This is a genomic window from Streptomyces sp. Xyl84, from assembly GCF_059731885.1.
Map to the genome: position 1 here is coordinate 4,400,893 of NZ_AP029182.1, position 12,533 is coordinate 4,413,425.

General features: G+C 71.4%; 6 protein-coding genes. 4 read left to right on the forward strand and 2 right to left on the reverse strand.

The features are described from left to right. Window positions 1-25 precede the first annotated feature (25 nt). Window positions 26-601 (reverse strand): GNAT family N-acetyltransferase, encoded by a 576-nt coding sequence (locus AC6I72_RS19160; RefSeq protein ID WP_498002219.1) that lies wholly within the window; start codon window positions 599-601, stop codon window positions 26-28. A gap of 273 nt (window positions 602-874) precedes the next feature. On the opposite strand from AC6I72_RS19160, the gene secA reads away from it, so the two are divergent. Beyond that, on the forward strand, window positions 875-3,691 hold the full coding sequence (gene secA / locus AC6I72_RS19165) for a preprotein translocase subunit SecA (RefSeq protein ID WP_498002221.1): 2,817 nt from the start codon (window positions 875-877) through the stop codon (window positions 3,689-3,691). An 859-nt stretch (window positions 3,692-4,550) separates the two neighbouring features. On the opposite strand, the gene AC6I72_RS19170 is transcribed toward secA, so the two are convergent. Continuing rightward, window positions 4,551-5,228 carry an Rv3235 family protein gene (locus AC6I72_RS19170; RefSeq protein WP_498002222.1) on the reverse strand — a complete coding sequence of 226 codons (678 nt, stop codon included), beginning with the start codon at window positions 5,226-5,228 and terminating at the stop codon, window positions 4,551-4,553. Between the two features lie 403 nt (window positions 5,229-5,631). Here AC6I72_RS19170 and AC6I72_RS19175 point away from each other — a divergent pair, with 403 nt between their 5' ends. The 3 genes from AC6I72_RS19175 (at window position 5,632) to AC6I72_RS19185 (ending at window position 12,498) form a co-directional block, all read left to right on the forward strand. Further along, window positions 5,632-6,156 carry a DUF6912 family protein gene (locus AC6I72_RS19175; RefSeq protein ID WP_498002224.1) on the forward strand — a complete coding sequence of 175 codons (525 nt, stop codon included), beginning with the start codon at window positions 5,632-5,634 and terminating at the stop codon, window positions 6,154-6,156. A 104-nt stretch (window positions 6,157-6,260) separates the two neighbouring features. Continuing rightward, entirely contained in the window at window positions 6,261-6,935 is a 675-nt protein-coding gene (locus AC6I72_RS19180; protein ID WP_498002226.1) for an HAD family hydrolase, read from the forward strand. A gap of 628 nt (window positions 6,936-7,563) precedes the next feature. Next, window positions 7,564-12,498, forward strand: a complete 4,935-nt coding sequence (locus tag AC6I72_RS19185; RefSeq protein WP_498002228.1) for an NAD-glutamate dehydrogenase — start codon at window positions 7,564-7,566, stop codon at window positions 12,496-12,498. Window positions 12,499-12,533 lie beyond the last annotated feature (35 nt).

Below are 12,533 nucleotides of genomic sequence, written 5' to 3' on the forward strand. Positions count from 1 at the left end.
CGACCTGCGGGTTCGAGGGCAGGGGTCAGGAGCGGGCGGGCAGGTAGGGGGCCGTGGAGGCCAGTTCGAGGTCGGAGGGGAGCAGGGATCCCACCCAGCAGTCCCGTCGTACCCCCTTGTTGTTCAGGGCGGAGCGCAGGGTGCCTTCGACGGTGAAGCCCACCCGTTCGGCGACCGCGCGGGAGGCGGTGTTGCCGACCTCGGCCCGCCACTCCAGCCGGTCCACGGCGAGGTGGGTGAAGGCCCAGCGGGCGGCGGCACGGGACGCCTCGGTGACGTAGCCGTGGCCGCGGTGCTCCTTCGTGGCCCAGAAGCCGATCTCGGCCTCCCCCAGGGAGCGCCGGGTGAGGCCCAGCATGCCCACGAGGTCGTGCGCGGGTGCGGACAGGAAGAGCCCGAAGGTGAACATCGAGCCGTCGCGCCAGCCGTCGGGCACCATCTGCTCGGTGAAGCCGCGCGCGTGCTCGTACAGATAAGGGGAGGGGATGGTGGTCCAGCGCTGGATGTCGGGGTCCTGCGCGGCCGCGTACACCGCGTCGGTGTCCTTCGGGCCGACGGTGCGCAGGACGAGGCGGCCGGTGGTGAGCGTCACGGGTTCCATCGGCCGATTCTGCTCGTCGGCCGCGCGGGACGCCATCGTGTTTCCCTGGGTGAGCGCACGGTCACGATTCGCGCAATTCCCGGGAAGAACGCGGCACCATCCGCGCCCGCCGTCCGTTGTCCTCTTCGAAGGCGACGCGAATCGCAGTGCGGGAGTGCCCTCGCGGCAGGCACTCCCGGCTGGGCGGGGTCCTCGCATACGATGGCCGTTGCTCAGCCAAGCCAAATGGAAACCCGACCGTCCCAGGCCCGACCGGCAAGGAGACCAACCCCCGTGTCCGTCCTCTCGAAGATCATGCGTGCAGGCGAAGGCAAGATCCTGCGCAAGCTGCACCGCATCGCGGGCCAGGTCAACTCCATCGAAGAGGACTTCGTCGACCTCTCCGACGCCGAGCTGCGGGCCCTCACCGATGAGTACAAGCAGCGGTACGCCGATGGCGAGAGCCTGGACGACCTGCTGCCCGAGGCGTTCGCCACCGTTCGCGAGGCGGCCAAGCGCGTCCTGGGCCAGCGGCACTACGACGTGCAGCTGATGGGCGGCGCCGCCCTGCACATGGGGTACGTCGCCGAGATGAAGACCGGTGAGGGCAAGACGCTCGTCGGCACCCTGCCCGCCTACCTCAACGCCCTCTCCGGTGACGGCGTCCACATCGTCACGGTCAACGACTACCTGGCCGAGCGCGACTCCGAGATGATGGGCCGCGTCCACAAGTTCCTGGGCCTGGACGTCGGCTGCATCCTCGCCAACATGACGCCGGCCCAGCGCCGCGAGCAGTACGCCTGCGACATCACCTACGGCACGAACAACGAGTTCGGCTTCGACTACCTGCGCGACAACATGGCCTGGTCGAAGGACGAACTGGTCCAGCGCGGCCACAACTTCGCCATCGTCGACGAGGTCGACTCCATCCTCGTCGACGAGGCCCGTACGCCGCTGATCATCTCGGGCCCGGCCGACCAGGCCACGAAGTGGTACGGCGACTTCGCCAAACTCGTCACCCGCCTGAAGAAGGGCGAGGCGGGCAACCCGCTCAAGGGCCTCGAGGAGACCGGCGACTACGACGTCGACGAGAAGAAGCGCACGGTCGCCATCCACGAGGCCGGCGTCTCCAAGGTCGAGGACTGGCTGGGCATCGACAACCTCTACGAGTCGGTGAACACCCCGCTCGTCGGTTACCTGAACAACGCCATCAAGGCGAAGGAACTGTTCAAGAAGGACAAGGACTACGTCGTCATCGACGGCGAGGTCATGATCGTCGACGAGCACACCGGCCGTATCCTCGCCGGCCGCCGTTACAACGAGGGCATGCACCAGGCGATCGAGGCGAAGGAAGGGGTGGACATCAAGGACGAGAACCAGACGCTCGCCACGATCACCCTGCAGAACTTCTTCCGCCTGTACAACAAGCTCTCCGGCATGACCGGTACGGCGATGACCGAGGCCGCCGAGTTCCACCAGATCTACAAGCTCGGCGTGGTCCCGATCCCGACGAACAGGCCGATGGTCCGCAAGGACCAGTCGGACCTGATCTACCGCACCGAGATCGCCAAGTTCGAGGCGGTCGTCGACGACATCGCGGAGAAGCACGAGAAGGGCCAGCCGATCCTGGTCGGCACCACCTCGGTGGAGAAGTCCGAGTACCTCTCGCAGCAGCTCAGCAAGCGCGGCATCCAGCACGAGGTGCTCAACGCCAAGCACCACGAGCGTGAGGCGTCGATCGTCGCCCAGGCCGGCCGCAAGGGCGCCGTGACGGTCGCGACGAACATGGCCGGCCGTGGTACGGACATCAAGCTCGGCGGCAACCCCGAGGACCTCGCCGAGGCGGAGCTGCGCCAGCGCGGCCTCGACCCCGAGGAGCACATCGAGGAGTGGGCGGCGGCCCTGCCCGCCGCGCTGGAGAAGGCCGAGCAGGCCGTCAAGGCGGAGAAGGACGAGGTCGAGAAGCTCGGCGGCCTCTACGTGCTGGGCACCGAGCGGCACGAGTCGCGCCGGATCGACAACCAGCTGCGCGGCCGCTCCGGCCGTCAGGGCGACCCCGGCGAGTCCCGTTTCTACCTCTCGCTGGGCGACGACCTGATGCGCCTGTTCAAGGCCCAGATGGTCGAGCGCGTGATGTCCATGGCGAACGTGCCGGACGACGTGCCCATCGAGAACAAGATGGTCACCCGCGCGATCGCCTCCGCCCAGTCGCAGGTCGAGCAGCAGAACTTCGAGACCCGTAAGAACGTCCTGAAGTACGACGAGGTCCTCAACCGCCAGCGCGAGGTCATCTACGGCGAGCGGCGCCGCGTCCTGGAGGGCGAGGACCTGCACGAGCAGGTGCAGCACTTCATGGACGACACGATCGACGCCTACGTCCAGGCGGAGACCGCGGAGGGCTTCCCGGAGGACTGGGACCTCGACCGGCTGTGGGGTGCCTTCAAGCAGCTCTACCCGGTGAAGGTCACCGTGGAGGAGCTGGAGGAGGCCGCCGGGGACCGTGCGGGTCTGACGGCCGAGTTCATCGGTGACTCCATCAAGGACGACATCCGCGAGCAGTACGAGGCGCGTGAGACGCAGCTCGGCTCGGAGATCATGCGTGAGCTGGAGCGCCGGGTGGTGCTGTCCGTGCTCGACCGCAAGTGGCGCGAGCACCTCTACGAGATGGACTACCTCCAGGAGGGCATCGGCCTGCGCGCGATGGCGCAGAAGGACCCGCTGGTCGAGTACCAGCGCGAGGGCTTCGACATGTTCTCCGCGATGATGGACGGCATCAAGGAGGAGTCCGTCGGCTACCTGTTCAACCTGGAGGTCCAGGTCGAGCAGCAGGTCGAGGAGGTCCCCGTCGAGGAGGCGGCGCCGTCCCTGGAGAAGGCGCCGCAGGACGCGGTGCCCGCGCAGGCGGGCGCGCGTCCGGAGATCCGCGCGAAGGGTCTGGACGCGCCGCAGCGGCGTGACCTGCACTTCTCGGCGCCGACCGTGGACGGGGAGGGCGGTGTCGTCGAGGGCGAGTTCGCCAGCGACGACGAGCCGGTGCGCTCCGAGTCCGACGGCCTCACGCGCGCGGAGCGCCGCAAGCAGGCGAAGGGCGGCCGCCGCCGCAAGAAGTGAGGGCGGCTCCTGACGGAGCGGCACCACGCAGCAGGGCCGGGCACCGGAAGGGTGCCTGGCCCTTTGCTTTGCCGGCTGGGTTTCGGCGGGCGGGGGGAGGGCCGGTCCTTGGTGTGGGGTGGGCCTTGGTTTGCAGGTGAGCCTTGGTGTGGGTTGGTCGGAGGCTGGGCTTTTGACTCAGGTCGGGGCTTGCCTGGGGTGGGCTCGCTCGGGCAGCCAGCTCGGCTGCGGAGCGGGCAGACGCCTGTTGGGCGGTCCGGCAGTCCCGGTCGGTCCGGGTGGTCTGGGCAGTCCGGTCGGTCCGGTGGCCGTGACCGGGCTCCCCACCCCGACGAACAGGTACCCAGCACCCCACGCCCCGTCCACCGCCTGGCGCCGGCCGGCAGACGCACCGGCAGGCCCGGCTGCGGGTCGACAGACCTTACGGCAGCCTCGGGCCGCCCCTCAGCGGCCGGACGGGACCCGAGCCGGTGGTGAGGGCCCGGCACCGGCCGACAGGCCGGTGAACGGCCCAGCAGCCCCGCCCTCGCCCCCAGACCGCCCGGCCCACCCCGGCCCGCCCAGACCGCCCGGACAGGCCTGCCCGGCCTCGCCCCGGCCTGCGAGCCGGGGCGGGGGCCCTTCGGTGTCTGTGCGGTCCGGCTTCCCTGCCACCCGGTCGCCGGTCCAGTGGTGCTGGGCCGGCGCTCCGCTTGCCGGGGGACGGTTCCCGGGCTCCGGGCCGGTCCGACGGGCGCCGAGGGGCCGTCGGACCGCCCGGAGGACTCTCGGCCGGCGGGCCGGTCACCGGCCCGCCGGCCGGGCGGCCGGGCAGGTGGCCGGCGGCCTGTCGCTCGGTCGGCCACCTGTCGTGCGAAGCTCACGCCTCCTGGGGGTGGGGAAAGCGGGGAATTCCCAGCTCCACCGCCGTGCAGCGCCAGCGCCGGTCCCTGCCACGTTCCAGGCGGAACGCCATGGCGCGCAACTGCCGGCCCGCGCCGATGCGGGCGAAGACCTCCAGGGCGCCGGGGCGGGGCTCGTAGTAGCCGATGTCGCGGACGACGGGGCGGACACCGCGGGTCCGCAGCGGGCCGCGTTCGGCGAGGCGGGCGAGTTCGTCGTACGCCTCTCCCGCCGTGTGCCGGAGCATCCAGTGGACGGGCCGCTGACCGCTCAGTACGGCCAGGAGCCGGTCGGCGAAGAGGTCGGTGGCGGCGGGCGGCGGGGCGGCGACCGCGGAGGCGGCGACCGCCGAGGCGGCACGGCCCTGAGCGCCGCCCGGGTCTGCGAGGCCGCTCCTGGCAGGGTCGTACGCGCGGGCCGGGCCCGCGGTCGCGGCGCGTCGGCGGCCCGGTGCCGTGGGCGGGCGGTTGTCCGTGGGGCCGGTGCGGGCGGGGCCGGTGCCCCGGGCTGAGCCCGGCGGGCGGCCGCCGCTGGTGATGCGTTCCGGGCTGCCGCCCGGTGTGCGCGGCGGGGCGCCGCCGGGGCGGCGGGTGTCGCGGCGTCCGGGCGGGCGGGTGCCGGGGCGGCGCTGCGCCCTGGTCATGACCTTGTTCATGCGTCCCCGTTCTCGGTGTGGTCTGGCTTGCGCCGTGGACGTGCGGGCCGCCGGTCGGTGCGGGCCGCAGTACCGAGCAGTAACTTCCTGCTGGGGACCTTGTACGGGACCCGGCTCGGGGGAGGCAAGGAAGGCACCGGCCGGGTCGGCGGCCGGGCGGATTCACCTATCCGGGTGATCCTGGAAACCCGCGCCCCCGGAACTGCGGGCCGGAACAGGGGTGCACCGGGTGAAGCGAGGGGCGTGCGGTGGACGCCTGCGGAGGTGCGGCCGGGGACACGAAAGGGGACCCCCGCACGTATCCTGAAGGCCGTCCGGGTGGCCTCCCCAGTGCCTCCCGGAGCCCCGTCGGAGCCCTCCGACCACGCACTCCCGTGAACACCCACCACGAAAGCGGCCGGCCATGCGCGTCTACGTCCCCCTGACCCTCCCCGGGCTCGCCGAGGCCTACGAGGCGGGGCAGTTGGGGGCGGAGCCGCTCGTCGCCTACGCCGTCACGCCCGCGCTGCGCGAGTGGTACCTCTCCGACGACCTGGAGGAACTGGAGTACGCCGCGCTGAACCGGGCCGCGCTGGCCTCGCTGCGGCTGCTGGCCGCGGACCCGGGCGCGCCGCGCCGCCGGGTCGTCGTGGCCGTGGACGTCCCCGACACCACGGTGAGCGGCGACCCCGGCCGCGGCCTGGACCCCGGGGCGCTCGGCGAGGTCCGGGTGACCGGGACGGTCCGGCTGGCCAAGGCGGCCGCGGTGCACGTCGACGCGGACGACGCGGAGGCGGACGTGACCGCGGCGGCGCAGGCGCTGACCGCGGCGGACGCGGGGGACGACGACGCGCAGTTCGTCGTGGACGGGGCCGAGGACCACGAGCTGCTGTGGTTCGCCACCCAGGAGGTCCCGAACCTGATCGGACCGGCCGACGGCACGTCCTGACGACGCCAGGACCGGCCTGCCCGGTCCGTCGGCGCCGCCCCGGTCCGTCCCACCCCGGCCCCTTCCCGGTCCGGTTGTCAGTGGCTGCGGGTACGTTCTCCGGTATGGGGATGCAGTCAGGTGCGCACATCGTCTGGGACTGGAACGGCACGCTGTTCCACGACAACGACGCGATCATCGGCGCGACGAACGCCGCCTTCGCCGAACTGGGCCTGGAACCGATCACGCTGGAGCGGTACCGCGCGCTGTACTGCGTGCCCGTGCCGAAGTTCTACGAGCGGCTGATGGGACGGCTGCCCACGGACGCCGAGTGGCGGCTGATGGACGACGCCTTCCACCGGCACTACACCGTGCACCGGACCCGCTGCGGGCTCACCGAGGGCGCGGTGGAGCTGCTCACCGGGTGGACGTCGGCCGGGCACAGCCAGTCCATCCTCAGCATGTACGGCCATGAGGAGCTGGTCCCGCTGGTGCGGGGCTTCGGGATCGAGGCGCACTTCATACGCGTCGACGGGCGGACCGGGCCCTCCGGGGGCAGCAAGTCCGAGCACATGGTGCGCCACCTGGGCGCGCTGGCCGAGGCGGTCGACCCGGCGCGCACGGTGGTGATAGGGGACGCGGCCGACGACGCGCTGGCCGCGCGGCACGCGGGGGCGCGGGCGGTGCTGTACACCGGCGGGTCGCACAGCCGGGCCAGTCTGGAGGGCGCCGGCGCTCCGGTGGTGGACACGCTCCGGGAGGCGGTCACCGAGGCGCAGCGCCTCGCGGCGGCGGCGTGACGCGTCGGGTGTGACCACCGTGACAGTCGGGCCCGCGGCCGGCGGTCCCCGCACCACGCCCCGCCCACAAGACGCACCGGCCCCGCAGGCCGCAGCAGCCCCTCGACGTCCCCGGCCCGGCGCCGCCCCACAGGCCGCAACCGTCCCGCAAGGCACCCCACGGCGCCCCACCACCACCCCACCCCGCCGCACCCTGTGCAGAACGTCAAAGTTCCACCCCCGGTTTTGTACACATACGGCTCATGACGGGGCACCCGTGAAGAGCGATAGCCTGGTGGCGTGATCAGCGCGATAGTTCGCGGGGGCGCGCTCGCCTCCGCTCTGCGCCCGGTGTGCACGGACCACATCCGTGACCGGGCGGCGGTCGCTGGTCCTCCCGGGCGGGACGGGGTCGCCAGGACCACCCCCAGGGCCTCCAGGACGCCGGGCCGGTTCCCGGCGGCGCCACCGAGAGCAGGGTCACACCCCTCGGATGCGTCGAAGATGGCCGATAACCCCCCGCTCATCTCACCTCACGGCATAGCGTCGGTAAGGGCCGGACACCCCGGACCGCCACGGCACGCCGGAAGGGCAGAGACCGTACTTCCTTCAACGTCACGCAACGGCGCGCGACAGGAGTCAGAGGACAATGCAGACCAAGCTGGACGAAGCCAAGGCCGAGTTGCTCGAAAGGGCCGTTCGGGTAGCTGAGAACAGTCCGGCCGGGGGGCACCTCCCGGCCGGTATGGCGGGCGAGGGCACCCCGGACCGGGACTCCGTACTCGCCTTCCTCCAGCGCTACTACCTGCACACCGCCCCGGAGGACCTCGCCGACCGTGACCCGGTCGACGTCTTCGGAGCCGCCTTCTCGCACTACCGGCTGGCCGAGAACCGCCCGCAGGGCACGGCCAACGTGCGGGTGCACACCCCGACCGTCGAGGAGAACGGCTGGACGTGCAGCCACTCCGTCGTCGAGGTCGTCACCGACGACATGCCCTTCCTCGTGGACTCGGTCACCAACGAGCTGACCCGGCAGGGGCGCGGCATCCACGTCGTCGTCCACCCGCAGTTCGTCGTCCGCCGTGACCTGACCGGCAAGCTCCTGGACGTGCTGCCCGCCGGACCGGCCGGCGAACCGCTGCCGCACGACGCCCACGTCGAGTCCTGGATCCACGTCGAGGTCGACCGCGAGACCGACCGGTCCGACCTCAAGCAGATCACCGCCGACCTGCTGCGCGTGCTCTCCGACGTCCGCGAGGCCGTCGAGGACTGGGAGAAGATGCGCGACGCGGCCACCCGCATCGCCGAGGGCCTGCCCGACGAGCCGGTCCCCGCCGACCTGCCCGGGCCGCAGGTCGAGGAGGCGCGCGAGCTGCTGCGCTGGCTCTCCTCCGACCACTTCACCTTCCTCGGCTACCGCGAGTACCAGCTGCGGGAGGACGACACGCTGGCCGCCGTCCCCGGCACCGGTCTGGGCATACTGCGCTCGGACCCGCAGCACGCCGGCGAGGACGCCCACCCGGTCAGCCCGTCCTTCGAGCGGCTGCCCGCCGACGCCCGCGCCAAGGCGCGCGAGCACAAGCTGCTCGTGCTGACCAAGGCGAACAGCCGGGCCACCGTGCACCGGCCGTCCTACCTGGACTACATCGGCGTCAAGAAGTTCAACGACCAGGGCGAGGTGATCGGGGAGCGCCGCTTCCTCGGCCTGTTCTCGTCGGCGGCGTACACCGAGTCGGTGCGCCGGGTCCCGGTCGTCCGCCGCAAGGTCGACGAGGTGCTGGCGCTCGCCGGCTTCTCGCCCAACAGCCACGACGGGCGCGACCTGCTCCAGATCCTGGAGACCTACCCGCGCGACGAGCTGTTCCAGACCCCGGCCGCCGAGCTGCAGTCGATCGCCACCTCGGTGCTGTACCTCCAGGAGCGCCGCCGGCTGCGCCTGTACCTGCGCCAGGACGAGTACGGCCGCTACTACTCGGCCCTCGTCTACCTGCCGCGCGACCGCTACACCACGGGTGTGCGCCTGCGGATCATCGACATCCTGAAGGAGGAGCTGGGCGGCACCAGCGTCGACTTCACGGCCTGGAACACCGAGTCGATCCTCTCCCGGCTGCACTTCGTCGTCCGCGTCCCGCAGGGCACCGAGCTGCCCGAGCTGTCCGACGCCGACAAGGAGCGCATCGAGGCCCGCCTGGTCGAGGCCGCCCGCTCCTGGGCCGACGCCTTCTCCGAGGCGCTCACCGCCGAGCTGGGCGAGGAGCGCGCCGCCGAGCTGATGCGCCGCTACGCCGCCGCGTTCCCCGAGGGCTACAAGGCCGACCACACGCCGCGCGCCGCGGTCGCCGACCTGGTCAACCTGGAGCAGCTGGACGAGGACAAGACGTTCGCGCTCAGCCTGTACGAGCCGGTGGGCGCCGCCCCCGAGGAACGCCGCTTCAAGATCTACCAGAAGGGCGGCTCGGTCTCCCTCTCGCAGGTCCTGCCGGTGCTCAGCCGTCTCGGCGTGGAGGTCACCGACGAGCGGCCCTACGAGCTGCGCTGCGCGGACCGTACGACGGCGTGGATCTACGACTTCGGTCTGCGCATGCCCAAGGCGGTCGCCGGCGCCGGTGACTACCTCGCCGACGACGCCCGTGAGCGGTTCCAGGACGCCTTCGCCGCCGCCTGGACCGGCAAAGCGGAGAACGACGGGTTCAACGCGCTGGTGCTGAGCGCCGGGCTGAGCTGGCGCCAGGCGATGGTGCTGCGCGCCTACGCCAAGTACCTGCGCCAGGCGGGCTCCACGTTCAGCCAGGACTACATGGAGGACACCCTCCGCAACAACGTCCACACCACCCGTCTGCTCGTCTCCCTGTTCGAGGCGCGGATGGCGCCCGAGCGGCAGCGCGCCGGGCACGAGCTGGTCGACGCCCTGCTCGAAGAGGTCGACGCGGCCCTGGACCAGGTGGCCTCGCTGGACGAGGACCGGATCCTGCGCTCCTTCCTCACCGTCGTCAAGGCGACGCTGCGCACCAACTTCTTCCAGGAGACCGAGGCCGGCCGGCCGCACGACTACGTCTCCATGAAGTTCGACCCGCAGGCCATCCCCGACCTGCCGGCGCCGCGTCCGGCGTACGAGATCTGGGTGTACTCGCCGCGCGTGGAAGGCGTGCACCTGCGCTTCGGCAAGGTCGCCCGCGGCGGTCTGCGCTGGTCCGACCGGCGCGAGGACTTCCGCACCGAGATCCTGGGCCTGGTCAAGGCGCAGATGGTGAAGAACACGGTCATCGTGCCGGTGGGAGCCAAGGGCGGCTTCGTCGCCAAGCAGCTGCCCGACCCGGCCGTGGACCGGGACGCCTGGCTCGCCGAGGGCATCGCCAGCTACAAGACGTTCATCTCGGCGCTGCTCGACATCACCGACAACATGGTGGCGGGCGAGGTCGTCCCGCCGCGGGACGTGGTGCGCCACGACGGCGACGACACCTACCTGGTGGTCGCGGCCGACAAGGGCACGGCGACGTTCTCGGACATCGCCAACGAGGTCGCCGAGTCCTACGACTTCTGGCTCGGCGACGCGTTCGCCTCCGGCGGCTCGGCGGGCTACGACCACAAGGGCATGGGCATCACCGCCCGCGGTGCCTGGGAGTCGGTCAAGCGGCACTTCCGTGAGCTGGACGTCGACACCCAGTCGCAGGACTTCACGGTCGTCGGCATCGGTGACATGTCCGGTGACGTGTTCGGCAACGGCATGCTGCTGAGCGAGCACATCCGCCTGGTGGCCGCCTTCGACCACCGGCACATCTTCATCGACCCGAACCCGGACGCGGCCACCGGCTACGCCGAGCGGCGCCGCCTGTTCGACCTGCCGCGCTCCAGCTGGGCCGACTACAACACCGAGCTGCTGTCGGCAGGCGGCGGGATCTTCCCGCGCAACCTGAAGTCGATCCCGGTCAACGCGCACATCCGCGAGGCCCTCGGCATCGACTCCAAGGTCACCAAGCTGACCCCGGCGGACCTGATGCGGGCCATCCTCCAGGCCCCGGTGGACCTGCTGTGGAACGGCGGTATCGGCACCTACGTCAAGGCGTCCACCGAGACCAACGGCGACGTCGGCGACAAGGCCAACGACGCGATCCGGGTCGACGGCAAGGACCTGCGGGTCCGCGTCGTCGGCGAAGGCGGCAACCTGGGCTGCACCCAGCTGGGCCGGATCGAGTTCGCGCAGGCCGGCGGCAGGGTCAACACCGACGCCATCGACAACAGCGCGGGCGTGGACACCTCCGACCACGAGGTGAACATCAAGGTCCTGCTCAACGGGCTGGTCACGGACGGCGACATGACCGTCAAGCAGCGCAACAAGCTGCTCGCCGAGATGACCGACGAGGTCGGCGCGCTGGTGCTGCGCAACAACTACGCGCAGAACACGGCGATCGCCAACGCCCTCGCCCAGTCCAAGGACATGGTCCACGCCCAGCAGCGCTTCATGAAGCACCTGGTGCGCGAGGGTCATCTGGACCGGGCGCTGGAGTTCCTGCCCACCGACCGCCAGATCCGCGAGCGGCTGAACGCGGGGAACGGCCTGACCGGTCCGGAGACGGCCGTCCTGCTGGCGTACACGAAGATCACGGTCGCCGAGGAACTGCTGAGCACCTCGCTGCCGGACGACCCGTATCTGCGCGGGCTGCTGCACGCCTACTTCCCGACGCAGCTGCGCGAGCGGTTCGCGGAGCAGATCGACAACCACCCGCTGAACCGCGAGATCACCACGACCGTCCTGGTCAACGACACGGTCAACACCGGCGGTACGACGTATCTGCACCGGCTGCGGGAGGAGACCGGGGCGTCCCTGGAGGAGATCGTCCGGGCGCAGACCGTGGCCCGCGCGATCTTCCGCTCGGCGCCGGTGTGGGACGCGGTGGAGGCCCTGGACAACAAGGTCGAGGCCGACGTCCAGACCCGGATCCGGCTGCACTCGCGCCGGCTGGTGGAGCGCGGTACGCGCTGGCTGCTGAACAACCGGCCGCAGCCGCTGCAGCTCGGCGAGACGGTCGAGTTCTTCTCCGAGCGGGTCGAGCAGGTGTGGGCCCAGCTGCCCAAGCTGATCAAGGGCGCGGACCTGGAGTGGTACCAGCAGGTCTACGACGAGCTGTCCGCGGCCGGTGTCCCGGACGAGCTGGCCACCCGCGTGGCCGGGTTCTCCTCGGCCTTCCCGGCGCTCGACATCGTCTCGGTGGCCGACCGCATGGGCAAGGACGCGATGGACGTCGCCGAGGTGTACTACGACCTGGCCGACCGGCTCGCCATCACCCAGCTGATGGACCGCATCATCGAGCTGCCGCGCGCCGACCGCTGGCAGTCCATGGCGCGCGCGGCGATCCGTGAGGACCTGTACGCGGCGCACGCGGCCCTGACCGCGGACGTCCTCGCGGTGGGCAACGGCACGTCCACGCCGGAGGAGCGCTTCAAGGTGTGGGAGACGAAGAACGCGCCGATCCTCTCCCGGGCCCGTATCACGCTGGAGGAGATCCGCGGTTCGGACGCGTTCGACCTGGCCAACCTCTCGGTGGCCATGCGGACGATGCGGACGCTGCTGGGGTCGCACGGCTAGCACCCCCGCACAGCCGACGAGGGCGCCCCGGGCCG